This window comes from Bacillus sp. (in: firmicutes), from assembly GCF_031983925.1.
GTDB classification, from domain to species: Bacteria; Bacillota; Bacilli; order Bacillales; family Bacillaceae_G; genus Bacillus_A; species Bacillus_A pacificus.
This window is the reverse complement of sequence record NZ_DALYZR010000017.1, coordinates 1-25443: the sequence shown is the minus strand read 5'-3', so window position 1 is coordinate 25443 and position 25443 is coordinate 1. Positions and strand designations below refer to the sequence as shown.

At 35.3% G+C, this 25443-nt stretch carries 21 protein-coding genes and 1 pseudogene; 6 read left to right on the top strand and 16 right to left on the bottom strand.

Annotated elements, in window-relative coordinates; all coding sequences use genetic code 11:
- Positions 1-52: 52 nt before the first annotated feature.
- The 7 genes from RTP99_RS25715 to RTP99_RS25685 all read right to left on the bottom strand — a co-directional run bounded on the left by RTP99_RS25715 (position 53) and on the right by RTP99_RS25685 (position 5757).
- On the bottom strand, positions 53-349 hold the full coding sequence (locus RTP99_RS25715; RefSeq protein WP_000606819.1) for a hypothetical protein: 297 nt from the start codon (positions 347-349) through the stop codon (positions 53-55).
- A 247-nt stretch (positions 350-596) separates the two neighbouring features.
- A complete protein-coding gene (locus tag RTP99_RS25710) occupies positions 597-1484 on the bottom strand; it encodes a hypothetical protein (RefSeq protein WP_001228791.1) in 888 nt (295 codons plus the stop codon).
- A gap of 648 nt (positions 1485-2132) precedes the next feature.
- Positions 2133-2504: a DUF1304 domain-containing protein gene (locus RTP99_RS25705; protein WP_000402488.1), complete on the bottom strand. Its 372-nt coding sequence runs from the start codon at positions 2502-2504 to the stop codon at positions 2133-2135.
- A gap of 510 nt (positions 2505-3014) precedes the next feature.
- On the bottom strand, positions 3015-4457 hold the full coding sequence (locus tag RTP99_RS25700; protein WP_000278220.1) for a PH domain-containing protein: 1443 nt from the start codon (positions 4455-4457) through the stop codon (positions 3015-3017).
- Complete coding sequence (locus tag RTP99_RS25695; protein ID WP_000433535.1) at positions 4450-4926, bottom strand: PH domain-containing protein; 477 nt, start codon at positions 4924-4926, stop codon at positions 4450-4452. The genes RTP99_RS25700 and RTP99_RS25695 overlap by 8 nt, the downstream gene beginning before the upstream one ends.
- Positions 4927-5005: 79 nt before the next feature.
- Positions 5006-5173: a hypothetical protein gene (locus tag RTP99_RS25690; RefSeq protein ID WP_000783808.1), complete on the bottom strand. Its 168-nt coding sequence runs from the start codon at positions 5171-5173 to the stop codon at positions 5006-5008.
- Between the two features lie 2 nt (positions 5174-5175).
- Positions 5176-5757: a TetR/AcrR family transcriptional regulator gene (locus RTP99_RS25685; protein ID WP_000164840.1), complete on the bottom strand. Its 582-nt coding sequence runs from the start codon at positions 5755-5757 to the stop codon at positions 5176-5178.
- Between the two features lie 155 nt (positions 5758-5912).
- Here RTP99_RS25685 and RTP99_RS25680 point away from each other — a divergent pair, with 155 nt between their 5' ends.
- Positions 5913-6056, top strand: a complete 144-nt coding sequence (locus RTP99_RS25680; protein WP_000522749.1) for a YjcZ family sporulation protein — start codon at positions 5913-5915, stop codon at positions 6054-6056.
- Between the two features lie 40 nt (positions 6057-6096).
- Here RTP99_RS25680 and ecsC read toward each other — a convergent pair whose 3' ends face one another.
- From ecsC to ecsA, 3 genes are read right to left on the bottom strand one after another with little or no spacing between them, the layout of a single operon-like run.
- Positions 6097-6804 carry an ecs operon protein EcsC gene (gene ecsC / locus RTP99_RS25675; RefSeq protein ID WP_000634125.1) on the bottom strand — a complete coding sequence of 236 codons (708 nt, stop codon included), beginning with the start codon at positions 6802-6804 and terminating at the stop codon, positions 6097-6099.
- Between the two features lie 13 nt (positions 6805-6817).
- The gene (ecsB, locus tag RTP99_RS25670; RefSeq protein WP_001089141.1) at positions 6818-8029 is read right to left on the bottom strand and encodes an ABC transporter permease EcsB; all 1212 of its coding nucleotides are present in this window, start codon (positions 8027-8029) and stop codon (positions 6818-6820) included.
- Positions 8022-8765, bottom strand: a complete 744-nt coding sequence (gene ecsA / locus RTP99_RS25665) for an ABC transporter ATP-binding protein EcsA (protein WP_001292602.1) — start codon at positions 8763-8765, stop codon at positions 8022-8024. Before ecsA ends, ecsB begins: the two co-directional genes overlap by 8 nt.
- A gap of 560 nt (positions 8766-9325) precedes the next feature.
- Between ecsA and RTP99_RS25660 the strand changes: the two genes are divergently transcribed.
- The 3 genes from RTP99_RS25660 to RTP99_RS25650 all read left to right on the top strand — a co-directional run bounded on the left by RTP99_RS25660 (position 9326) and on the right by RTP99_RS25650 (position 11153).
- Positions 9326-9760, top strand: coding sequence for an HIT family protein (locus RTP99_RS25660; protein ID WP_001016840.1), 435 nt, complete (start codon positions 9326-9328; stop codon positions 9758-9760).
- A gap of 174 nt (positions 9761-9934) precedes the next feature.
- Positions 9935-10297: a YtxH domain-containing protein gene (locus RTP99_RS25655; RefSeq protein WP_000030301.1), complete on the top strand. Its 363-nt coding sequence runs from the start codon at positions 9935-9937 to the stop codon at positions 10295-10297.
- A gap of 298 nt (positions 10298-10595) precedes the next feature.
- Complete coding sequence (locus RTP99_RS25650; protein WP_000834918.1) at positions 10596-11153, top strand: HTH-type transcriptional regulator Hpr; 558 nt, start codon at positions 10596-10598, stop codon at positions 11151-11153.
- Between the two features lies 1 nt (position 11154).
- Here the strand turns inward: RTP99_RS25650 and RTP99_RS25645 are convergent, their stop codons facing one another.
- Positions 11155-11493 carry a DUF1878 family protein gene (locus tag RTP99_RS25645; protein ID WP_000383661.1) on the bottom strand — a complete coding sequence of 113 codons (339 nt, stop codon included), beginning with the start codon at positions 11491-11493 and terminating at the stop codon, positions 11155-11157.
- 118 nt (positions 11494-11611) lie between these two features.
- On the opposite strand from RTP99_RS25645, the gene RTP99_RS25640 reads away from it, so the two are divergent.
- On the top strand, positions 11612-11806 hold the full coding sequence (locus tag RTP99_RS25640; RefSeq protein ID WP_000172692.1) for a hypothetical protein: 195 nt from the start codon (positions 11612-11614) through the stop codon (positions 11804-11806).
- 425 nt (positions 11807-12231) lie between these two features.
- On the top strand, positions 12232-13095 hold the full coding sequence (prsA, locus tag RTP99_RS25635) for a peptidylprolyl isomerase PrsA (RefSeq protein ID WP_000710073.1): 864 nt from the start codon (positions 12232-12234) through the stop codon (positions 13093-13095).
- A gap of 34 nt (positions 13096-13129) precedes the next feature.
- Here the strand turns inward: prsA and RTP99_RS25630 are convergent, their stop codons facing one another.
- The 5 genes and pseudogenes from RTP99_RS25630 to RTP99_RS25610 form a co-directional block, all read right to left on the bottom strand.
- Complete coding sequence (locus RTP99_RS25630; protein ID WP_000108792.1) at positions 13130-18922, bottom strand: AAA family ATPase; 5793 nt, start codon at positions 18920-18922, stop codon at positions 13130-13132.
- Positions 18923-18996: 74 nt separating this feature from the next.
- Positions 18997-20163, bottom strand: coding sequence for a tetratricopeptide repeat protein (locus RTP99_RS25625; protein WP_000433038.1), 1167 nt, complete (start codon positions 20161-20163; stop codon positions 18997-18999).
- Positions 20164-20208: 45 nt separating this feature from the next.
- Positions 20209-21726 carry an Hsp70 family protein gene (locus RTP99_RS25620; RefSeq protein WP_000583401.1) on the bottom strand — a complete coding sequence of 506 codons (1518 nt, stop codon included), beginning with the start codon at positions 21724-21726 and terminating at the stop codon, positions 20209-20211.
- Between the two features lie 293 nt (positions 21727-22019).
- Positions 22020-22307: a hypothetical protein gene (locus tag RTP99_RS25615; protein WP_000105691.1), complete on the bottom strand. Its 288-nt coding sequence runs from the start codon at positions 22305-22307 to the stop codon at positions 22020-22022.
- Between the two features lie 32 nt (positions 22308-22339).
- Positions 22340-25443 (bottom strand): annotated as a pseudogene (locus tag RTP99_RS25610) (hypothetical protein); the annotation flags it as partial.

The window sequence follows — 25443 nt, the reverse complement described above, 5'->3', positions numbered from 1 at the left end:
ATTTATTACTTATATATTAGTTGGTATATACATATTTGTAAAATTATAGTTTTTACATCGTATCAATTATTTCTTTAAAATTCCCTTCATTAATGGAATACACTTGAAACTGAATGTAATCTATCTCATTCGTATCTAGTTTAGCAAATGGCAAAATGTTAAATTTAGAAGCTGATCTTCCTAACATATCTACAATCATTAGAGAAACATCAATATGGTCGAAATCTACACGGAATACTACCTCTTCCCCTGTAAATTCATAATCTTGAATCGCATCATAAGACTTATTCGCACTAATGAGCATCACTTTTAATAGTTGGTTCAAATTTTCTGGTTTAAAATTAATCATATACGTGGCTCCTTTTCCAACAAAACACTATAAAAATAGTGTAATCTTATACTTTCATAGCTTCACACATCAATTATATTAAAAATAAAGCTAGTTTTTTATAAATTTTTTGATATAATTACTTACGGGAAAAGGGAAGAATTTTGTCTTCCCTTGTGTTTTTATTTGCATCTAGTACTTTTGCTAGATGCCTTTTTTTATGCTAAAAAGGTATCCTCAAACACTTTGAGGATACCTTTCCATTAATTTAGTGCACTTCAACAATTGTACCATCTTCAAATACTTTAAATACTCCAGTAAATCCTGATCCAGCTGCGCCTTCTATTTTATATGTCGTACGCACTCTAATTTGATAATATTTCTTTCCATTCTCTACTTGCGTATTTTCTAGCGTATAATCATAGTCTTCTTTATATTCATTTTTAATATATTCTTTCGCTTTCTCAAAAGTAAATGCATCTTGAGTCTTTCCTGTCTCTACCTTTTGGTTCTTCTCTGTCGTTACCTCCTGGTTCTTTTCTGTCTCTACTTTTTGAGGCTTCTCTGTTGTTACCTTTTGATTCGTTGCTACATTCGTTTTTTCTGCCTTCGCTACCGTTGCATTCTTTTCTGCTTCACCAATTTTAGTAATTAATCCTGAAGCTTTTTTATTATATTCTTCAAGATTTTTGTTATCTTTTGTTTCTGAAACTAGCTTATTTAATATATCTTTCGCTTCTGCGTAATTTTTCTTATTTATTAACTCTTCGCTTTTCACCAGTTGCTCGCTATACTTCTTTTTTTGTTCTAAAATGGCTAGTAATGCTGTTCGTTCTTCCTTTGCCTGCTTTATAAGCGCATTATTTCCATTCTTCGTGTTCTCTACTTTTTCAAATAATTGAATGGATTCTTCTATCTTTGTCTCTTCTTTTAATTTCACCGCTTCTATCATGATTTTCGTTTGTTCTACAAGCACTATTGCATCTGAATCGTCTTTTTTCTCATCCAGCGCTCGTTCAAATGATGATAAGGCATTTTTATATTCTTTATTCGTTAACGCAGTCTTCCCTGCATCCATTTCTTTTTCAAAATCTCCATTACTGCATCCTGCTAACATTAAACATGTAATTCCAATTACCGTTAATAACTTCCTCATTGTTTCTCCCCCTATGTATTCCTAAAACAATAACGTCATATGTATAAAAGCCTGCGTAGTAATTAGACTGAAAGTAAATATGTACTACATTGTGTGTGGGAAAGGAAGTACATTTCATTTACTATCATTAGTTAAAACTCCTAAATAGTTGGTAGTTGGTTTTCTTCTTTTAAGACAGAAAGGAATTTTAATAATGTGCGTAAAGCTCTCATCAGGTTCTTTACTACACACGCTCTTATACACATAGAAAAAATTTTTTTATTTTTTAAACTTTATATATCTTCTGGTGATTCGATACGCACTCCGTTTTGTAACGCAATGAAAAACAAAAGAAAACAAAATGCAATATATGTTACAGTTTGTAATCGACTTGTAACACAAATGTAACACAGTGTTTTTAAACATACAATAGTTTTTTACATTATTTTCCCCCACTTTCTATATTTTAAAGCGTTAATCAGGTTCCAAGCCTTAATGTAATACGTATTTTCATAACAATCACGCTAAAAAAAGAATTTACATTTTTGATTAAATTGAAGGATATACCCCCTTAAAAAGAAAAAATACGCTATTCTTTCCTATGAGCCTATAGGAAGAAAGAATAACGTATTTTTCAAAAATGAGTTCTTTTATACAAACGCTTTAGTTCTATATCACAATTAAAAGGGCAATCAACGCTAATATAGCTGGAAGCCCTTGTTTCACAATGATTGATTTATTAGATGTGAAACCGCCGAACAGAGCTGCTACTACCACACACATTACAAAAAATAATTGAACCATATAACCAATTGAATTGAAACCAAGTATAAGCCCCCAAATGAGACCAACAGCTAAAAATCCATTATATAAACCTTGGTTTGCAAACATAATGGCTACGTTTCGATCTCCTTCTAAATGCTCAGGTAATTTAAAAGCACGTTTTGCCACTTTTGAATTCATAAAAAACATTTCGAGGATCATGATAAATAAATGTTCTAATGCTACGATCCCGACTAAAATAGCTGCGATTATTTCCACAGTATTGTGCCCCCTCTATCTTCGCTTTAATCTTATAGCTTATATAAAAATCCGACATCGTCTGAATAACACGTTTTCAAAAATTCCTCCTTCTTACTTATTAAAACATTAATTGACATATCAATATTTGATATGTCAATTAATATACAACTCCCCTTTTAGTTTTGCAAGTTTTTTTGCTCAATTCGTTTTATCCCACTTTAATGGGCAGTAAGACCACCATCTCAAAATTCAACGAGAGCAAAGAATTTAAGTGGGGATCAACTGCCCATTAAAGTCCGATTAGTTCAACTAATAATCAGTGGGGATGAAGAAAACCCAAACTGATTAAAGTTTCACTTTATTTTGTTCCACCATCTTTAAATCAATTCAAATCCTATGTTAGCTCCCTAGAAACTATACTGTTTTTTAATAACTCCATAAAAGGAATCAGCTATATCGTCAAAATACATTATTCATTATTTTCACATAAAAAACAGCCCGCCTTCCGCAAAAGACGAGCTATTCCATTTAATTTTCACTTATTCTCTTCTTATACCAATCCTGCATTCTCTCCGCATCTTCTACTCTCGTATGCTCTAATTTATAACTTGATGATGCACTGGAAAACTTATACGTACATAAATCCGCGCGGCGCTGGAAATAGGATTGCGTCTTCTCCATTGATTGGACGTGTCTTCTTCTGACAAGTCCGGTATATTTTCCGACGCTGCGATATACAAGCGTAATTTGCTCTCCATTTACACTGTAACCATTTGTTTTAAATGTTGCGTATCCAAGTGTAAAGATGAGGATCGCGAGCGGAATGAGTGCCCACATAATGAAGTGCTTTTCAAAGTATATACTTATTCCAATAAGCGGAATAGCTAACATTGCGAAGAAGATGAAGCTATCAATGAGATAGCGGCGTAATGCTGCTTTTGGTAATGAAATAATATTTGTATTCAGTTCGTATGGTAGTTGTAAATGCACGAGTAACTGTTGTACTCGGTCTTTTCGAATGATTGGATGGAGTGTAACTTTCTCCTCTTTCCCCTCACTTTGAATAACTTCTACTTGCACAGCACAATAGCCGAACATTTGACGGAAAATGCCTTCTTTTATCGTAATCCCTTGAATACGATGTAACTTTAGGACGAGTTCTTTTTTCTCAAGTAATCCTTGTGAAATGCGGACTTCGTCATTTTTTCGATTTACTGTGAAATCTCCATGTTTTAGCGCATACCCGATTGTAGATATAATCCACGAAAGGGCAAGCAAAATAGCTACCATGAAAATCCAGCCATATATATCATGTTTCATTACATACGACTTTACGCTATTCTCTATCCATTTCGGAATATACTCATCTACTTGGTGATACACGAAAAAGATTAACGAGAATAATAGCCCAAACTGACCCGATGTAACAGAGGCTAATAAAATTTCCTTCCAAGTCAATTTATATTCTGTCGTTTGTTTTTCTTCTGTAATGATTTCTTTTTCTACTGTATTTTCTATTGCTTCGTCTACCGTTTCTTCTGCTTTCACTTCTGGAGTTGGCTCATTGAGTAAGGAAATAAGCTCCTTCGCCTCATCTTCCTTAATTCCAGCTAAGCTTACTTCTGCATCATCGCCTCCGCCAGCTGTTTCGATTTGAATTTTCTTTAAGCCAAGCATTTGATATAGCACGTTAGAACTTGTATTAATCGTTTGCACACGTTCTTTATTTAAGTAGCTCTCCTTCTTCACAAAGAGACCTTGTTTCACATGTAATACGTTATTTTCAACCCAATACGTTGTGTAATACCATTTTTCAAACGCTGAAAAAACGGTGAGTAAACCGAATGCAGCGGGAATTAAATACCAAAACGGAAATTTTCCGTTTAAACTAAACATGAAAATAATGAGTGGGATAAAGTCTGTTATTTTTAATTCTAATAACATCGTGATTGGATGCTGCCTCTTATACATCCTCATCACTCACTTTCGCTAATTCTGCAATTTTCATTTTCAACATTTCTGCTTCATACATCGTTAAGCCTGGGATGCTGTGAGAAGTTGCTGCTGTTGAAATGTGTAATTCTGCTAAGCCATATTTTCTCATAATCGGCCCTTGTTCAATCGTAACGTGCTGCACACGAATCATCGGTACTAATACGCGCTTTACGACGAAAAGGCCGTACTGAATTTCAAGTTCTTCTTCATTTAGTTGGTAGCTGTAATAACGCTGACGTAGTTTTGGGAATACGAAGTACTCCAATGGTGCTAACGCAACTGTTAACCCGATTAACACGTACAAAATCCACGCCCACCAATCAAACTTTATCATGAGGAAAAGGTAAGCTAAAATGACAAGAATACCGATCCCTTCTTCTATTACAGCCCGAACTTTCCACACCTTGACCATGTCAGGGTGAATTTCATTTTTCAATGGCTCCATGTAACCACTCCAAATCTAGTAATCTAATATATAAATAGTCTCAATCTATATTTTACGTAACCTTACAGAAAATTGAAATTTAATCTTCTTTCTTCTCAGGAATAAAATATCCGAACCAAAGTAGCCAAATGAAACCGATTAACTTCATCCAACTTCCATCCGCTTGAAAAGCTTCAATCATACCTGGTATTTTATAAATCCCAATAAATCCAAGAAAACCGAGCCACCAGTTTTTTTGCATTTTCATCTTTATCCCTCCTTCATGACGTTTTTCACATTTCGAATCCAAATTTCTTTATACTTTAGCTGAAATCCCATGAGCATGTAGTTGCTCATATTATCGATCACAAGCGCCAACGTATGAGCATTTTCTTCCGTTGCCTGTTGTGACACAACGTCAAGTTCCACACCTTTCTTCAATAAGTCGTGGAAACCATTTAAAAACTCTTCTTGTATTTCAAATAAGCGTTTCTGATACTTTTCATTTCGCGCCGCAGTTACGATAAATTCATTTATGACACGTAGTATTCCTTCTTGTCCTTCATACTCAGAGAGCATATGTAAACCATCTGCGATTAACTTTTCTGCAAAATTTTCTCTCGTATATTGCTCTTTATCAAAATAACTCATGAAATGATACCCAGAAAAAATTTCTTCAAATAAAAAGTCCACTAACGCTTCTTTAGAAGAAAAATGATAATAAATAGCCGGTTTTGAAATACCTACCTCTTTCGCAATCATGGAAAGGCTCATCTTCTCAATGCCGTGCTCTGCCATAAGTTTAAATGACGCCTCTACAATGTTTTGCGATGTTTGTAAATTCTTTGTCATACTGTACCTCACTTGTTTTTACTTACCGGTCGGTAAGTAAATTATAAAATGAAACAAAATGATTTTCAAGTTAGTTAGCGCTTCAGAAGGTATTTATTGGAAAATACAGAAATTTATAAAGTAAACGCAACATATAACAATAAGGAGGATATCATATGGGACTTGGTGGTAAAGGCGGTAGTGGTGGCACTGGCGGCGGTGAAGCTGGACAAGCTGGTAAGAACGGATTTTCATTCATCATTGTACTTTTTATCGTATTGATTATAGTTGGAGTTAGCTATATCGGACTTGGCTTCTAAGAAAAGGCGCCCTACATTACACATGTAGGACGCCTTCCTTTTAATCCTTATTCAATAATCGCATACGATAACAATTCATCGTTACTTCTCCAAGTCTTTGCAATAATTGATAGTTCGCATATGCGCCGACCGGGGCACCGATTATTGGTACGAGCTGAAGCATTTTGGCTAAATCGATATAGTCTCGGTACTCTGTTTGGAACTTTTCCCAGTCCATATGATTTTCTTCTTCTGTATCCCACGTTTCGATTGCTTTCCATATTTCTTTTCGGTGGTCGTCACTTGAAAAGGCAAGCTGGAAAACGTGAAGGATAAAAAGGCGCTCTTCTTTGTCGCTCGTATCAAATCCGTACAATGTTGCTGCATCGAATAAAAATTTAATTTTAATACCGAGTAGAAGCGGAAAGTCAGCAAGGCCAAGGAGAATACCGCCTGCTCCCGTCCCTGCTCCTTCTGCCGCTGCTATTTTTTTGTACTCATCCATTTTTTTACGTACTTCATCGTCTCGTCTTTGCAATGACCAGTTCGTCTCTTTTAATTTCGGCTTTATAAAGTTTGATCCGGCGCTAATTGTTTGCACCATCATCCGAATCGTTTCTGTTAATACTTTTTGTACTTTCGCCGGAATAAGCTGTTGTACTTTCGTCTGCACTTTCTTTGAGAACCGTGTCATCATAGAAGAATCTTTCATGAATGTAGCTTTCCACTGCTCCAGTTCTTTTATAACCTTTTCTTCATATGTAATCATGGGTTCATTCCCTTCAATTTAAACGCTCAATACGTTTTGCCCCGTATTGATAAACGAAGCCGATACTAAATACTATGCTTACGACTAATAAAATTCCCGTCATCATGAAATCTTTCGTCGCTAGTAGAAATATGATTGTAAAGATAATACTACCTGTAATAAGGATCGCATTTAATAAAGTAAGGAAATCTTTCTTCTTCTCTTCTCCGCCTACTGGGTACAAATCAAGCCAAATTTTCATGCGGTGATGTTTCCATAAAGTTAATAGCTGATAACCGATTAAGTATAGGAAGATAAGGCTTACGATAAATCGTCCATATAAAAACGGAATGAAGTAAAGAATAACTCCGCCAAGAACGAGCAGGCGTACATATAAGCCGAAATAGTTACCAGATCTTAAGAAAGTTCTCGTATATAAGTATAAATATGTACGCTTTTCGCCGATCATTGAAAGAATAAAATCAAGCCATTTTCTACGTGCTACTCTCTCTTTTAATGCTGGTACATCAACGAACATATTCGCGATGCGGTACAACAGCATCATCTTCTTACCTTCTTCAGAAATTAAATATTCCCAGTTTAACGGCTTTCCCTTCACCATTTGATACATAATCGCAAGGTATAACACCATGAGAAGGACGATTCCAGCAATAAAGATAACGGAAGTACGTTCTACAAGGAAATACACAAATAAGGCGTTTAAAATAAATCGAATGAACCAATCGGCTCTTTGTATATTTTGATCTGTTAAAAATGACTTTTCCCACGCTACAAATAAATTCCACGCTTTTACAATGACAAACGCGATTACAATCCATATGTAAGTCGCTCCTGTTTGCTTCATTTGCTGGAAGTATAACGGAGCAAGCGCTGCCGCTACAATTGCGATTATGTACAACTGAATCATAAACGTAAAAAGAAACGCCTTTGTAAAATATGGTTTTAATTTTTGTTCAACTGGCAGTAAGTAAACGAGATCCGCTTCTTTTAATAACGTTTGAATAGATCCGGCCGTTAATACGAATCCAAGTAACACTGCCATAACGAGCGCAGTCGGAAACGAAGGTGTTAACGTTTGTAACCATTGCTGGTAATAATACGCTCCTGCGCCGATGATGAATACGAAAATAAATTTTAAATGATCATTAAATACGTATTTACTATATGTACGAACTTCTTGTAGAAAGTGACGAAATCGTTCTTTCCATAACGCTGTGCTATTCATAATCTTCTTCCTTCGTTAATGCAATATAAATATCATCTAACGTTGCACCTGGCATATGAAACTGTGATTGCAGCTCAGATAACGTTCCCTTCGCTCTTACTTCGCCTTGATGCAAAATTATGAACGAATCACAATAACGCTCTGCTGTCGCTAAAATATGTGTACTCATTAAAATACCCGCACCGCTCTTTTTCATTTGATCCATCATTTGAAGGAGTGATTGAATCGCTAACGGATCAAGCCCAACGAACGGTTCGTCCACAATATAAAGAGATGGCTCCACTAAAAATGCACTCATAATCATTACTTTTTGTTTCATCCCTTTTGAGAAATGAGACGGAAACCATTTCAAACGATTTTTCATACGAAATTCTTGTAATAATTGTCCTACACGTTCTTCATATTGTTTTTCATCTACACCGTACGCCATCGCTGTTAACTTCAAATGTTCTTCTAGCGTTAGCTCATCATATAATACTGGTGTTTCTGGGATGAACGAAAAACTAGAACGGTACGCTGTCATATCATCACGAATTGTTTTCCCATTAATTGTGACAGTTCCTTTTTTCGGTTCCATTAAACCGATAATATGTTTAATCGTCGTACTTTTACCCGCTCCATTTAAACCGATTAAGCCGACAAGTTCGCCTTTATTCACAGAGAACGAAACATCTTTTAATACAGGTCGTTTCGTATATCCTCCTGTAACATTTTCTACACGCAATAACTCGCTCATACGACACCACTTTCTTCATTTATATTCGTTCTATATTTATCTTACCAAAAATTACGCTGTACTACATAGTATCGATGCGTTCAAAAAAAATTTAAATTTGTTCGCATATATTATTACGAAAGCGGACATCATAATTATTGAAGAAGGAACACATTGAAAAAGCGACCACCTATTGATGAGTACAACAACATAGTGAAGTCATCATGAAATGGGGTGTCCATGTTGGACAAAGAAATTTACACATAACCAGATCATTTGTTTCATTTTCGAAACGGGGTGTCTCTGAAAGAGCATATACTGTTTTAAAAAATAAACAATTTCATTTTATAAAAGATTGCAATTCATTTCACTTGAAAATGGGGTGTCTACGGCAGAAACTTTAGCCGATTTACCGTGCATTTCTTAAATAAATGAGGTGTCTGCGAAACGTAAATTACGATAATGCTTTTTCAATCCCTCTTCAGAAAACAGGAAGCTGATTCAGCTTCCTGTTTTTCGTGTTTGTTCTCTTATGTAATTATGGTAAAATACGGCTAAGGATATTTGAAAGGATGAGATCAATGAATCATACAGCGGACAATTGTATTTTTTGTAAAATTATTGACGGGCAAATCCCTTGCTCAAAAGTATACGAAGATGAACATGTGCTTGCATTTTTAGATATTAGTCAAGTAACAAAAGGACATACTCTTGTTATTCCAAAAGTTCACAAACAAGACATTTTTGCGTTAACGCCAGAAATCGCATCACACATTTTTTCTGTCGTTCCGAAAATCGCAAATGCGATTAAAGCAGAGTTTAATCCAGTTGGCTTTAACCTACTTAACAACAACGGTGAAAAAGCTGGACAAACTGTGTTCCACTTCCACCTTCATTTAATTCCACGCTACGGTGAAAACGATGGTTTCGGTGCTGTTTGGAAATCACATCAGAATGAATACACTATGGAAAATTTACAAAACATCGCAAGTACAATTGCAAATAGCGTGAAATAGTGACACTATAATAAGTAGTCATACATAACAAGCCACTTTCCTAAAGTGATTAAATATGGCACGGCTTGTTTCTTCACTCAAGATGCCAGGGACTATACACTTTTCCCTTGTCTTAAAGATATGCATATTTTTTCACATCATGAATACGAACAAAAAATAAGGAGGTCTCCTTTTATGTCAAAAGCTAAATCCTTTATTACAGGTGTCATTTGCGGCGGAGCAGTTGCTGGACTAGCTGTTCTTTTCTCAACTCCTTCTTCTGGCAAAGACATGCGCGGTAAGTTAAAAGAAAAAGGAAATGATATTAAAAAGACTTTAGCTGATATTACAGCTGATACAAAATTATTAAAACGTCAAATCGTTGAAACTGCTTCAGAAGGTAAAGAAGTGTTCCAAGAATTAAAAGACGACATGCACGATACACTTTCTAACTGGAAGCAAGATATTTCTCAAAACAAACGACATATTGAGCAAGAGATTTTGGACATTCAAAAATCAATTGAGAAACTACAAGAAGCTGTTCCGGAAAAAGCGTAAACAAATTCCTGCTTAGTTTTTTGCATATAACAAATATTTTTTATATAAATTGACCTTAACACGGCATATCACATAGATATGCCGTGTTTTTATGCATTTACAATATATGTTATCACTTAACATGTATGGACAACACATGTATTCATGACTTATAAACCGCTTCCATAGTTATGCATGATTTGTATAGAATGTCATTTTTTTAAAAAATTTTCACAATTCTCACAAAAAGACTTTATTAATTTTTATTTTACTGGCATAATAGATAGTAATGAAAAAGAATGTTAAAGTGGGTGAGTATATGAAAAGTGGAGAAAAAGATTACTCGGTGAAAGAAGCAATGATTTTCAGCCAACGCATTGCTCAATTATCGAAAGCGTTATGGAAATGTGTAGAGAAAGATTGGCAAATGTGGATTAAACCTTATGATTTAAACATTAATGAGCATCATATTTTAACAATCGCTTATCATTTAAAAGGGGCTTCTATTTCTGAGATTGCTAAGTTTGGAGTTATGCACGTATCAACGGCGTTTAACTTCTCGAAAAAGTTGGAAGAACGCGGCTATCTTGTATTCTCGAAAAAAGAAGATGATAAACGAAATACGTACATCGAAATTACAGACAAAGGGGAAGAATTACTACTTCGCTTAATGGAGGAGTATGACCCTGAAAATAATTCAGTGTTTAATGGGGCTCTTGCACTTCGTAATTTTTATGGGAAGTTCCCAGAAAATATCGAACTGATTGCTATCTTGCGTAACATTTACGGACAAGACTTCATCGATATTTTTGAGAAATCATTAGAAGATATTGAAGAGAACTTTACAGAATCCGATCAAAAGTTAGTTAAGAAGTAATCTATTTATTTTTCGCAATCATGCTTAAGAATTCATTCATAAGCGGTTTGAATAAACCTTGTTTTGCTAGCGCTTCCGCAGTTTCGTGTACTTCGAGCTGATGTGGAAGCGCTTTTTCAAATTGATCTAATAGCGCATCGAACAAAAGAAGTCCTTCTGCTTTCTCCGCTACATATTGTTCGTTCAGCTTTTCACAAAGATGTAGTATACGTTCAACATCTTTTTTACGAGCTTTTTTCTTTATGATCAAAGAATAAAATGGACACTTTTCTTCATCAATCATTTTAAATAGTAGGTCTACGTAGTATTCAGCTTGTTCTAATCTTCTAACAACGTCCATTTTCTCCCTCACTTTCTAACACAAAGTCTTCTATTTCTGAATTTTATAACACGAACAAAATATCGTATGATACAATATATAAAGTATATGTATTTTAGCCAAAAGGAGGTCTCGCCTCATGACACTTATAACAGTTGTTTTTGTCGCATTCGCACTTCTTGTTATATTTTACACGAATTTCATGACACATACACTGTGTGAACGAAAACAAATATCTGCGAGCCGCCAACCCGGTGTCTTTCGGGTTATTAATGTATGTATAACAATTTTATTAATTTCTAGTTATATAGAAATTATATTTCATGGAAAGTGAGGAAGGAAAGCCCCTTCCTCACTTTTTTCCTCTATAAGCAAATTATACCTACTATAACCAATAAAATAAACAGTACAAGTAATAAAATAAGTTGAGAATTCATCCCTATCCCCTCCTCTTTTCTGTATATGCGGCATACGCCCAATATGGAACACCTTCAAAATCTGACACGTACTGGTTAATTTTTCTTTATCAATATGAAAACACGTCGAAATATGATATATTAAATTTTGTACATATTGCTTATACTATGAAATAAATGACACGCATCTTAACTTTATCCTAAAGCCTCGGTAAGCCCTGTTAAGCGCGCTTTACCAATATAAAAAGCAAAAGTATCAGTGAGACTTAATCGGGCTCTGATGAACTAAAATTCATTGGTATAGGATAAATTAAAAATACATAATAGTAGGAGTGTTTATCGAATGAAGAAAGCGATGCTTGCCTTAGCCGCAACAAGTGTAATTGCATTATCAGCATGTGGAACATCATCATCAGACAAAATCGTTACATCTAAAGCTGGTGACATTACAAAAGAAGAGTTCTACAACGAAATGAAGCAAAAAGGTGGTAGCCAAGTCTTACAAAGCATGGTTATGGAAAAAGTACTTATTAAAAACTACAAAGTTGATGAGAAAGAAGTAGACAAAAAGTACGATGAAATGAAAAAACAAGTCGGTGATCAATTCGATACACTATTAAAACAACAAGGCCTTAAAGAAGAAACGTTAAAAAATGGTGTTCGTGCTGAATTAGCTCAAGACAAAGCTATTGAAAAAACAATCACTGATAAAGAACTAAAAGAAAACTACAAACCTGAAATTAAAGCAAGCCACATTCTTGTAAAAGATGAAGCGACTGCGAAAAAGGTGAAAGAAGAACTTGGACAAGGTAAATCTTTCGAAGAGTTAGCAAAACAATACTCTGAAGATACTGGTTCAAAAGAAAAAGGTGGCGACTTAGGATTCTTCGGACCTGGCAAAATGGTTAAAGAATTCGAAGATGCTGCTTATAAACTGAAAAAAGATGAAGTAAGCGAACCTGTGAAATCACAATTCGGTTACCACATCATTAAAGTAACAGACATTAAAGAGCCAGAAAAATCATTCGAGCAATCTAAAGCTGACATCAAAAAAGAATTAGTTGCGAAGAAAAAACAAGATACACAATTTATGAACGATCTTATGACAAAAGAAATCAAAAAAGCTGACGTAAAAGTTGACGATAAAGATTTAAAAGATCTTTTCGAAGAGAAGAAAGCTGACGCTAAGAAAGACGAAAAGAAATAATGAAATAAAAAGCTCGGGCTTAGGCCCGAGCTTTTTACTTAATATCAGTTTCTTCGATTTTCATTAAATTATCAAGAGTTAAATTTACACCTCGTAAACGTACTGCTTGATTTCGTTTTGTTTCCTCATATACATTACGTACGTACCTTCCGTTACCAAACTGTTCTGCTGTTCGAGCTATTTCGGTTTTCTCTCGAAGTTTCTCATAAGCAGCCTCTGTTAGCTCATATCCGTTCTCTTTAAACATTTTCTCTCCCATTTGCAGTAGCTCATCAACACTATAATCTTTAAATTCAATTTTATTTGGAATACGTGATCGCAGTCCTGGATTTGTATTTAAAAATCCTTCCATTTCATCCGTATAACCAGCAAGAATTACAATTAAATCTTCACGATAGTCTTCCATCGCTTTTAATAACGTATCAATCGCTTCCTTCCCAAAACCATGGCTAGTATTTACATCTTTAGCTAGGGCGTAAGCTTCATCAATAAATAGCACTCCACCAAGAGCCGATTGAATCACTTCTTTTGTTTTTATAGCCGTTTGACCTACATATCCAGCAACAAGGCCAGAACGATCTACTTCAATTACCTTATTAGAAGAGAGAATTCCTAACTGATAAAGTAACTCTGCCACAACTCTTGCTACAGTCGTTTTTCCTGTTCCTGGATTACCAGTGAAGATCATGTGTAATGCGGATCCTTCATCTACTGGCAAACCTAAGTTTTTCCTTGTTTGTGTAATTCGAATTTGATCTTGTAAACTTCTCATAAAGTCTTTCACTTCATTCAATCCAATAATTTTCTGTAAATGTTCTTCTAATTGGAATTCTGCAGTTGCATTATTTTGTTCCTTCTCAAAATCTTCAGGAAGCAAGGTAACCATTTCATTTCCATCTAGAATTCCTTCATTTACAATCCGATTATCTAACTCTCTCTTAGCTTTCTCAATCACATTTCGTACTAGCCTTCCATTTCCTGCATCGGCTTTCAAGCGTTTAACCTCTCTCGCAAGCACTTTCGACAACGGTGCAATTGACTCCTCTGCTAATACAAGTCCTGCTTTTTCTGTCGCTACCTTTGCAATCTCTACTAATTCAGCAACCGAATAGTCCGGGAAATATACATCATTCGGGAATCGAGATTTCAAACCTGAGTTAGCTTGTAAAAAGTCCCTCATTTCTTTCTCGTATCCAGCTAGTATAACGATAACGCTATCTCGATGATCTTCCACTAGTTTCACTAACGTATCAATCGCTTCTCTACCAACATTATCAGTACTCAACGCATATGCTTCATCTATAAACAGTACTCCACCAAGTGCAGACATAAATACTTCTCTTACCTTCTCAGGCGTTTGACCAGCGTAAGGAGAAATAAGATTACTCTTATCCACCTCAACCAATTTACCGCTTTTTAAAACCCCCATTCTCTTTAATAAATCACCAACTACACGAGCTACCGTCGTTTTTCCTGTCCCTGGATTCCCAGTGAAAATCATATTTAAATTTTGAGAAGACTTCTGCCTAATCCCAACGCTTTGGCGAAGTTGCTGGGCAATTAGTTGTTTTTCTAATGAACGGACGAAATCTTTTATGTCTGTCAATCCAACAATTGTTTCTAGTTCTTTTTCTAAATCAAAATCTTTATCTCTTGTATCTACGAGAAAATCTGATGCTTTAAAAGTAATAAGTTCTGTTGAATCCGTGTATTCGTATCCATCTTCACTAATTCGTGCCGACTGTCTACGCTCCCCTTCTTCCACAATATTTCTAATCATTCTTCCGTTTCCTGATTCTGCAGAAGATAGCTGCATTTCAGATTCTACTCTTTCCACTAAAGCTTCTCTTGCCTCTTCTGATAAATGGAATCCTCTACCTTTAATCATGCTTTCTCCAATTGCGACAAGCTCATGTAATGAGTAATCTTTGAAGTCAACATTTAAAGGGAATCGAGATTTTAGGCCTGCATTTGTTTTTAGGAATTCTTCCATTTCTTTCTCGTATCCAGCTAGTATGACGATAATATTCCCTTGATGATCTTCCATCAGTTTTACAATCGTATCGATCGCTTCTTTCCCAAAACTATCCGTAGCTAACGCATACGCTTCATCTATAAATAAAATCCCACCTAAAGCTGACATAAATTTGTCAGTTGTTTTCGGTGCTGTTTCTCCTACATATCTCCCAACAAGTCCACCTCGATCTACTTCAACAAAGTGTCCTGATTTTAAAATTCCCATTCTCTTTAGTAAATCACCAACTACACGAGCTACCGTCGTTTTCCCTGTCCCTGGATTACCCGTGAAAATCATATTTAAATTTTGAGACACTCTGTTTTTAATACCTGCACTTTGGCGAAGCTGCTCAGCACTTAGTTGTTTTTCTAATGAACGGACGAAATCTTTTATGTCTGTCAATCCAACAATTGTTTCTAGTTCTTTTTCTAAATCAAAATCTTTATCTCTTGTATCTACGAGAAAATCTGATGCTTTAAAAGTAATAAGTTCTGTTGAATCTGCATATTCGTATTCACTTTTACTAATTCGTGCTGACTGTCTACGGATCCCTTCTTCCACAATATTTCTAATCATTCTTCCGTTTCCTGATTCTGCGGAAGATAGCTGCATTTCAGATTCTACTCTTTCCACTAAAGCCTCTCTTGCCTCTTCTGTTAAAATGAATTCTCTTCCTTTAATCATGCTTTCTCCAATCGCAACAAGCTCCTGTAGAGAGTAATCTTTGAAGTCAACATTTAAAGGGAATCGAGATTTCAGACCTGCATTTGTTTTTAGGAATTCTTTCATTTCCTTCTCATACCCAGCTAGTATAACGATTATATTCTCTCGATGATCTTCCATCAGTTTTACAATCGTATCGATCGCTTCTTTCCCAAAACTATCCGTAGCTAACGCATACGCTTCATCTATAAATAATATCCCGCCTAAAGCTGACATAAATTTGTCAGTTGTTTTCGGTGCTGTTTCTCCTACATACCTTCCAACAAGTCCACCTCGATCTACTTCAACAAAATGTCCTGATTTTAAAATTCCCATCTCTTTCATCATTGTCCCTAATAATCTAGCGACAGTTGTTTTACCAGTTCCAGGGTTACCAGTAAAGATCATATTCAAGCTTTGATTCATCGTAGAGTGTAATCCAGCAGTCTTCCTTTTCTTTTGCGCTACAAGCTGAAGTTCCATCTCCCTCATAAACTCTTTCACTTGATCGAGGCCGATGATTTTATCTAATTCAGCATTTAAGTCAAATGTATTTTCGCCACCTAATCCAAAATCTTCTTTCGTTAACATATTTAATTCTTCATCACTTAAAAATTTTAAAGATTCACCAGAATTTTTGAGTCGACCTGATTGCTCTGCTATAGCTTTCTCAACAATATTTCTTGCCAATCGTCCATTTCCAGAATCATTTTTTCCTGGTATTTGTTTTCTCGTAAATTCTTCAATCAAATCATCTTTTAAATCATCTGCAATCGTAAACCCTTCACTTTCTACAATTTTTTCAGAAATCATGAAGAGTTCTTCAGATGTATAATCTGGAAAATCTATATGATTATTAAATCTAGATTGCAGGCCTGGATTTGTCTTTAAAAAATCGTCCATTTCATCCTTATATCCAGCAAGAATGACAACTAAATCTTCTCTAAGGTCTTCCATTCCTTTAACTAAAGTATCAATGGCTTCTTTTCCAAAATCATTTTCTCCACCTCTAGCTAAGGAGTATGCTTCATCGATAAATAAAACCCCGCCTTTTGCAGAATCAATCACAGCTTGTGTTTTTGGCCCTGTCTGCCCTACATATTGTGCAACTAAACGTGCTCGGTCCACTTCCACTAAATGACCACTTGATAAATAACCTAATGCCTTTAAGTATTTCGCTACTAACCTTGCGATAGTAGTCTTACCGGTACCTGGGTTTCCTGTAAAGATAAAATTCATCGTTAAACGTGTTTGTTTCGCCCCGCGAGATTGTCTAATCTTTTGTAGTGCCAAGAACTCTTCCAGCTGAAAAACTCTTTCTTTCACTGCATTTAAACCAATGACTTTTTCAAATTCTTTTTTAATATTTTCTAAATTCTCTGCCCCTGCTTTTTTACGAGTAACTTGTATTTTCTCCACACCATCATCTAAATATAATTCATCTGATGCTGTAAGCTGATAAATGATGCCAGGCTCTATTTTTCCTGATATGCGTAAATTTGTAATGGATTGATAAATATCGTCTTCTATATAACTCTTAATCCCATGTACCCCCATCGTTAAATTAGCTTTCTCAACAATAAAGTCAGATACACCATGTGTGTAGTTCATATTTACTTGTAATTTCGTATGAATACGTTTTTGATATTTTTTCAAATAGCGATCTGATATTTTTGTTAAAGTACGGGGCGGTAATACAGACGTTTGTGGATAATCTATTATTTTCTCTAATACTGTGGCTGGAAACATTGTACGAATATCTTTCAAATCTTTTTCGGTAGATAAAATAATTAACTTATTTTCTATTTGAATCGAATCAATGCTTTTCTCAGCTAAACTGCTATATGTTTTTTCGAGCGATTGCCAATTCGCATTATAAACATAGCGATCCTTCAACTTAATTTTCCCATCCATAATTAATTCTGATAACTTAGAAATTAAATCAGGTGGACATTTATCGACATTATCAAAGTACAGTACATCTGATTCAGACTTGATTCCTCTATACACATCTGATAAAAAAGTACTTTCAATATCTGATGCTCCAAGCGAACTGCTAATATCGATATAGTGTACATCTGGTTTTTCATATAAATCATACTCATTCATAATCGCCGTTAAATATTTTACGGATTTATATATACCTGTACCTTTTCGACCAGAGACAAAAATAACATTTTTTAAGTTCGCATCTGGACGTTCGTAAATAAAGCTTCTCATATAGCCCATACATAACTGATCGATAAACTCTTCCTGACCGAGTATATAGCTATTTAAACGTTTTTTCCCATCTTCAAATACCCTTTTATACTTATCGATTTCGTTGTTACGATTTTGCTCCCCCGTATTTGAATCGTAATTTGGGTCTCTTCTTCTTTGTTGCTTATATTCTTCTTTAGGGGGTTGCTTCACATTTACTCTTTGAGCATTTAACATTAACTCACGGAATCGATCAGCCCACGAGGAATTCGGATTTCTCATTAAAAACTTCTTACAACACTTTATGCATTGCGCTTCCATTTCTGATTGTAAAAGAGCTTTCGCATAGTAATACTCTAATTCGTCACTCTTTCCGTTTTTCAACGCTTGTTCAAAATATGTAATCGCTTGTTGCACATGTTTTTTTTCAAACAGATAGGCTTGTCCCATTCTAACATTCGCTTCATGGTGCAATGAATCTTGGCTTAAAACTTTATTGAAATAAAATCTAGCTTTCTCATAATTTTCTTGTTTTAAATATAATTTCCCTAACCCCATTAACGTAGTAATATCTGATTCACCTAAATTATATGCACTTAGAAGCAATGTCTCTGCTTGATTAAGCTGATTTAGTTCTACATATGTTATCCCTAAATACACCATATATTCGCTATTACTCTCATCTAATGATAGCGCTTGCTCAAAATACATTTTTGCCTTATCGTAATTTTGATTATGTAAAAATAACAACCCAGCTAAATAAAATAACCCCGGATGATCAGAATATTGAGTAAGTAATCCTTCAATTTGAGTCAATGCTTTTGACAACTCTCCTGAATGGACATTTGCTTCAAATAATGATTTAAAGGCCAAAAACTCTTCTTTGTTATACAAATTTACCGTTGACATTGTATCCCTCCTATAAAGCAATTAAAGATTTATGAATAAAGAAAACTCCTATATAGGAGTTTTCAAAGTGTTCATCATCTTCTACCAAATACAACCGCTATGGCGGTTAAAATACTTCGATTTCGCTTCTCTCTTTGACCTGTATGAACTTCTTTATTATCAAGCCAAACTGGAATTCTACTAATTTTCCAAACAAAATAAAGCAAAGCTCCACTAATTAATAAACTAATAAATGAGAAAGAAAATAGTGCATTTAAGAACCATATTGCTGGAATGAATCCTAAACCAACAAAACGTCCTACAAGGAACTTTGTTTGTAATGCTTTTTCACCTAAATCAATAAATGTTTGAATGTATCCAAGTAACTCTCTATCTGTCGCATAAATCTTAGCTTCTCTTAATAAGATTAGTCCTTGTTCAGCGCTCTCTTGAGAAATATAGCTATAATAAGTCTCACCATTACTCTCTTGAGGGTATAGCATTGATAAACACTTATAGTAGTAATTATAAGCTAATTCATTGCCTAGACTTGGGTCTTTCCCATATGTTTCAATTAGTTGATGTAAAATGTCAATCGCTTGATCATAATTATCTCTATGTCTTGCGATAACTGCCATTCTGAAACGATATGCTCGCTCATTCGGGTTAATACTTAATGCTTGTTGAGTTAATCTTTCAGCGTGATCTAATCGCTCTTCGAAGCTTAATTTCGGATGATCCAAATAAACATCAGATAAATCATAATAGAATACATCGTTATTCGTTTCGATATCCATCGCTTTTCTATACTCATAAATCGCATCATCAAACTCATTCCACATATAATGTGCTCTCGCTAATATCGCCCATCCGTGTGCGTTAGCTCCATAATCTTCAGTGACTTTTTTCCCTACAACAATCGCATCTGCAACTCTTCCTTCTTCTAATAGACTCCATGCAAGATCTATTAATTCTTGTGCAGTAGTTTCTGTTGGATTATCAAACTGTTCTTGTTGATTCGTATTCACTTCGGATTTAGAACCTTCTAACATACGATTATACTCGCTTCTCTTCGCTTCATCCAAAAGGATTACCTCAGCCTCAGCAAGAATCTCAACTTTTCGTTCTGCTTCCTGTCTACGCTTTAAATCAGGTGCATTCGTTCTCCCTAACCATTTTCGCTGCGCCTCAATTAACTTCTCTTTCAGCTCGCTTGCTCCAATATTTGGATCGACCTGCAGCAATTCATAATAATTCTCCAAAGGTTAAACACCCCTATCCGTATAAAATACATCAAAAAAAAATCGTTATTCCACTGAAATTCCTGCTAACTTTTCAGCTTTTTTCTCAATTGCTGCTTCTGTTAAATTTGATTTTCTTTCAATTTGCATTTCACCTAAATGTTGACCAGTATTTTCATCTTTTCCATAAACGTGTACAACGCCATTTTCGTCATATGTAAAAATAAAGCGAACTGGGTATCCTTGTGGTTTTGATCCTCTTAAATCTAGATTCGATTCACCGATAACTTTTACAAAGTCAGGGTCACTGTCTTCTCCTTCTGTTACTTGAACGTGAAGAGATGTTTGCCCATCATTAACTGTATAAAAGACAGCTTCTTCACTAGCTGGAATTGGTGTATTTCGAACAATCATTTTTTGGTTAATGAATCCACCAGTGTTATTATCATGAATTAAAATCCCTAAACTATGTGAGTTTACATCTACTACTCTCGTTTTTGGTTTAAACTCTTCTGCATTGTTAGACGCTTCATTATCTACTTGTAATAAACTTCCTTGAATAGCAGCTCCTAATGCAACTACTTCATCAGGGTTAACATCTTTTGAAGGCTTAATTCCTGTTGTACGTTCAATTAAATCTGATACAGCTGGAACTCTTGTCGATCCACCAACAAGTACAATCTTATCAATATCTCCCCAAGATAATTCAGCATCCATCAAAACATTTTTCATAATTAAAGCCGTACGACTTAAAAGAGGTGACAGAAGTTCATCAAATTTTTCTTTCGTCACTTCAACTTTTACTGTACGCCCTTGAGATGAAAGTGTAATAACCGATTTTTTACGAGATGATAGCATTTTTTTACAAGCTTCCGCTTTCTCACGTAAATCTTGTACTGCATTTAAATCATCATATAAATCTAATCCATGCTCTTCTTCAAATTTCTGTTCTACTAATTCAAAGATTTTGTTATCAAAATCGAAACCGCCTAAGTTACGATCTCCCCCAGTAGCCTTAACAACTACTTCATCTTGATTTAGTTGTATCAGCGTCACGTCAAATGTACCTCCGCCTAAATCGTACACCATTACATTCTGCTTTTGCTCACGATTCGCTAAACCATATGCTAATGCAGCAGCTGTTGGTTCGTTAATTACCTTAAGTACATGTAAACCAGCAATTCTGCCCGCATCTTGCGTTGCTTTTCTTTGCGCATCATCAAAATAAGCTGGTACTGTAATAACAGCTTTCGTCACTTTAGCGCCTATTGCTTCTTCTGCATCTTCTTTTAAACGTTTCAAAATAAGAGCCGAAAGATCCTCAGGTGTAAATACCTCTCCACCTATCGGGAATTTATAACTTGCATTTCCCATCTGTCTCTTCACAAATTGAACAGTATTTGTTGGGTCTGATACAGAAATACTTTTTGCAGTTGAACCTATAACAGGTGATCCATCTTCAAAAAATATAACTGATGGAGTAACTCTTTCTCCCTCACGGTTTGGCAAAATTGTTGGGTTTCCACTATCATCTATGTATGCCACCGCCGAGTTGGTTGTTCCTAAATCGATACCAATAATCACCTAATCAGCTCCTCAATATCCTTTTTTCACTACATATTGTTATAACAAATAAGATAAATCTAACATTTTTTTCACAAATTTACCATAAGCACGACTCATTAATTATAATAAATAGTTAAAAAAGTTCCGTCAATGAAAATTTCCCGTAATTTAACTACATCATTTTATGTATATTTTATACCTTCTACAACCATTTTTGTTGTGTTTTTTCAGAAAAATCATAAAATATTTTCTGATATAAAAATATGGCGGCTTTAGCAAGTACGCTACAAGCCACCTTAACTACAAATATATTAAATTTTTTCATCTACAATGCGAATCATAAAGTACTCAACAAGCGATTCAATTGTTGGAAACTTAGTCCCAACTTCGTTCAAGTCCATTTCAAAGTTCAACTCGAAAATATCATGTAATTCAATAAGAGCCGAAATGAACATCCCTACATCCCCAGTGTATGCAACAGGTGACCCATCTATCTTCAACTCTTCTACTGGCTTTAATCCTTTTTCCGAAATCACCGCTAATACCGATGCAATTACAGATTGTATTAAATTCTCTTTTATTGTTTTTAATGTTGACATTTTATCCACCTCATAAATATTTTATTAAACTACTATCTTTTTCGCTTATACAACAGTTTTCCTAATTTAATAGTCAGGCGAGGGATAGCAATCGTAGCATACGTAACGTGACGTCCTAAATTTTGAGCTTCTTCTCCCAATCCTTTCACAAATTCCCTCGTGAATTCTTTTCTTTCTAATAATTCTTTATAATGCGCAATGGCATTTTTCCATTGTTCTACAAATGTATCACCTTCACCATTTTCTTTCCCTTCCTCAACACGTGTACGAATGTGACGAAGAAACGGAACAACTTCTCCTAATATGCATTCCGTTATTTCACTTGCAAGTTCATCCATAATTTCTTCCATTCCCTCTTGTAATGTTTCACTTATTTCTTCGGGAATTTCATCTACACCGAGTTTCTCTTTCACATAATTGTCTACCGACTCTGCGAGTATACTATTATTTCCTTGCAACGATTCCATAAGGTCACTTACGTCTACATCAACTTTTACTTCTTGTATTTCTTCAGCAAACTCATTTATCGTATCCTCTGTCTCCGTTGACAGTACCCCTGGCGTCGCCTCTGTAAATTGTTTTTCAATATCTTCCCAGCCATCTAAGTATAATTTACTAGATATTTTCTCTCCAAGATTATCAATAAATGTTTCTCCAAGTGTTGTATCTGTCTCCACTTGTAACACTTCTTCTACAATATCTTCTTTCACATAAGCTTCCGCTGCCGAATCAATAAATGTATCCCTAATTTCTTGTTTACTGTCCTTCTTTAAATCTTCTTCTTCTTTTCTTCTAGCCGTCTCCAAACTAATTTCTTCACGTAGTTCTGCTACCAATTTTTTATAATCAGTCTCCTCAACACTTTCAATTTCAGCCATCATTTGGTCGAAGAAAGATGGTGGAAGCTGCTCTTCATACTTAAATGAATCATCTCCCTCTAGTTGATCCTCTACCCCCTCCCTTTCTATTTCTCTAACCTTTTTTTTATCATCTTTTTTCTCAGAAGCCTTATCATCAACTTCATCAAATAACCCTGGTGTGTCCATATATTTAATAAGATACATTCTTCCATCTTCAAACAGATGTCTCGTTTCTCTCTGAATACTTTTTATATTATAATCCCACCATGCTCTTGGACTCTTCTTAGCTATCTCTAGCTGCGCCTTAAAACTGCTTATTATCGTATTTGCTTCACCAGCTTCTCTCCATTTTTTATCACGTGCTTCCAAAATATCTCTTGCATCAGCTAATGGCTTATACTTATCAATGATTTTATTCGCTACTTTCATGCTATCTTCATAAACTGTTTTTATTTCTCTACTAAACTCTTCTTTATTATATTTAAACCATTCTGCCGGCCCTTGCTTTATCGCTTCTATTTGTGCTTTCATACTACCTTTCAATGTGTACTTTTCGTCTCCAGACTCGCTCCATATTTTCTCGCGTTCTATGGCAACTTCTTTTATAGAAAATAGTATTTTATTACCTTCTATCATTTTATTTGCTACTTTCATACTATCTTCATACACATTTTTTATTTCTTTACGAAACTCTTCTTTGTTATATTCCCACAATCTACCTTCTTTTGCTGCATCTATTTGTGCTCTTACACTATTTTTACACATTTCCAATAGCGTTGCGCCCTCGCCATCTTCTATTCGCTTTTCATGTCTCTCTCTCAATGATACTTTTGCATTTGCTATTACCTTATAAGTATCAGTAATTTTATCCGCTATTTTCACGCCGTCTTCATACACATTTTTTATTTCTTTACGAAACTCTTCTTTGTTATATTCCCACAATCTACCTTCTTTTGCCGCATCTATTTGTGCCCTCACGCTATTTTTACACATTTCTAATAGCGTTGCGCCTTCACCATCTTCTATCCGTTTTTGATGTCGCTCTTCCAGTGACACTTTTATATTTTTTAACGTTTGATAATTGTCGGTAATTTTATCCGCCATTTTTGCACAATCTTCATACGCAGTTTTTATCTCTTTACTAAACTCTTTCTTATTGTACTCCCACCATGCTTTTGGCCCTTGTTTTGCGGCTTCTATTTGCGCCTCAATACTACTTTTTAATGTGTATTTTCCTTCGCCGGCTTCATTCCATTTTTTATTCCGCTCTTCCAGTACTTCTTTTATAGGACCTAGTATTTTATTATTTTCAATTACCTTATTCGCTAACTTCATTCCATCTTCATACACATGCTTTATCTCTTTCCGAAACTCTTCTTTGTTATATTCCCACAATCTACCTTCTTTCGCTGCATCCACTTGTGCTTGTATGGCATTCTTCCAAATTTCTTTAAAACTATCACCATAGCCAGCTTCTCTCCAAGCATCTTTTCTTTCTTTTAAAATTTGTCCAATCGTTCGTTGATCTATCTCTTTCTTTTTCTGATCAAACAATTTATCTAGGTCGAATCCCGATTCTTCTTCGGTCTCACTTCTCGGCTCAAACTCTTTTTTAACAGTTTCTTCTCTTGAACCTTCCGACGAATCGGTTCCTTCTATATTCTCTCTTGTCTCAGAGGGGTTCTCATCCTCCTGCACTTCTTGTTCCAATGGTTCTTCTGACTGATCAAGCGCCTTGTCTCCATCTGCTTCCATTTGCTTCGGCATTTCTTCTACTTGTTCTGGAGTTTTTCCTCCCGCTTCTTCTGTTGTTTCTCCCAACTGATCAAGCTTCTTGCCTTCAACTGTTTCTTCTTTTTTCGGCGTTTCTTCTACTTGTTCTGGGTTCTTTTCCACATCTTCTTCTGTTGTTTCTCCCCACTGATCAAGTTTCTTGTCTCCATCTGCTTCCATTTGCTTCGGCATTTCTTCTACTTGTTCTGGAGTTTTTTCTCCCGCTTCTTCTGTTGGTTCTTCCAACTGATCTAGTTTCTTACCTTCACCTGTTCCTTCTTCCTTCGGCATTTCTTCTACTTGTTCTGGAGTTGTTTCTCCCACTTCTTCTGTTGGTTCTTCCAACTGATCTAGTTTCTTACCTTCAACTGTTTCTTCTACTTGCTCTGGAGTCTTTTCCACATCTTCTTCTGTTGTTTCTCCCAACTGATCAAGCTTCTTGCCTTCACCTGTTTCTTCTTCCTTCGGCGGTTCTTCTACTTGTTCTGGAGTTGTTTCTCCCA

Bases quoted from the DNA above. Each gene is read 5' to 3' on its own strand.
- RTP99_RS25715 (WP_000606819.1), bottom strand. From the start codon at position 349: ATGATTAATTTTAAACCAGAAAATTTGAACCAACTATTAAAAGTGATG.
- RTP99_RS25710 (WP_001228791.1), bottom strand. From the start codon at position 1,484: ATGAGGAAGTTATTAACGGTAATTGGAATTACATGTTTAATGTTAGCA.
- RTP99_RS25700 (WP_000278220.1), bottom strand. From the start codon at position 4,457: ATGTATAAGAGGCAGCATCCAATCACGATGTTATTAGAATTAAAAATA.
- RTP99_RS25695 (WP_000433535.1), bottom strand. From the start codon at position 4,926: ATGGAGCCATTGAAAAATGAAATTCACCCTGACATGGTCAAGGTGTGG.
- RTP99_RS25690 (WP_000783808.1), bottom strand. From the start codon at position 5,173: ATGAAAATGCAAAAAAACTGGTGGCTCGGTTTTCTTGGATTTATTGGG.
- RTP99_RS25685 (WP_000164840.1), bottom strand. From the start codon at position 5,757: ATGACAAAGAATTTACAAACATCGCAAAACATTGTAGAGGCGTCATTT.
- RTP99_RS25680 (WP_000522749.1), top strand. From the start codon at position 5,913: ATGGGACTTGGTGGTAAAGGCGGTAGTGGTGGCACTGGCGGCGGTGAA.
- ecsC (WP_000634125.1), bottom strand. From the start codon at position 6,804: ATGATTACATATGAAGAAAAGGTTATAAAAGAACTGGAGCAGTGGAAA.
- ecsB (WP_001089141.1), bottom strand. From the start codon at position 8,029: ATGAATAGCACAGCGTTATGGAAAGAACGATTTCGTCACTTTCTACAA.
- ecsA (WP_001292602.1), bottom strand. From the start codon at position 8,765: ATGAGCGAGTTATTGCGTGTAGAAAATGTTACAGGAGGATATACGAAA.
- RTP99_RS25660 (WP_001016840.1), top strand. From the start codon at position 9,326: ATGAATCATACAGCGGACAATTGTATTTTTTGTAAAATTATTGACGGG.
- RTP99_RS25655 (WP_000030301.1), top strand. From the start codon at position 9,935: ATGTCAAAAGCTAAATCCTTTATTACAGGTGTCATTTGCGGCGGAGCA.
- RTP99_RS25650 (WP_000834918.1), top strand. From the start codon at position 10,596: ATGAAAAGTGGAGAAAAAGATTACTCGGTGAAAGAAGCAATGATTTTC.
- RTP99_RS25645 (WP_000383661.1), bottom strand. From the start codon at position 11,493: ATGGACGTTGTTAGAAGATTAGAACAAGCTGAATACTACGTAGACCTA.
- RTP99_RS25640 (WP_000172692.1), top strand. From the start codon at position 11,612: ATGACACTTATAACAGTTGTTTTTGTCGCATTCGCACTTCTTGTTATA.
- prsA (WP_000710073.1), top strand. From the start codon at position 12,232: ATGAAGAAAGCGATGCTTGCCTTAGCCGCAACAAGTGTAATTGCATTA.
- RTP99_RS25630 (WP_000108792.1), bottom strand. From the start codon at position 18,922: ATGTCAACGGTAAATTTGTATAACAAAGAAGAGTTTTTGGCCTTTAAA.
- RTP99_RS25615 (WP_000105691.1), bottom strand. From the start codon at position 22,307: ATGTCAACATTAAAAACAATAAAAGAGAATTTAATACAATCTGTAATT.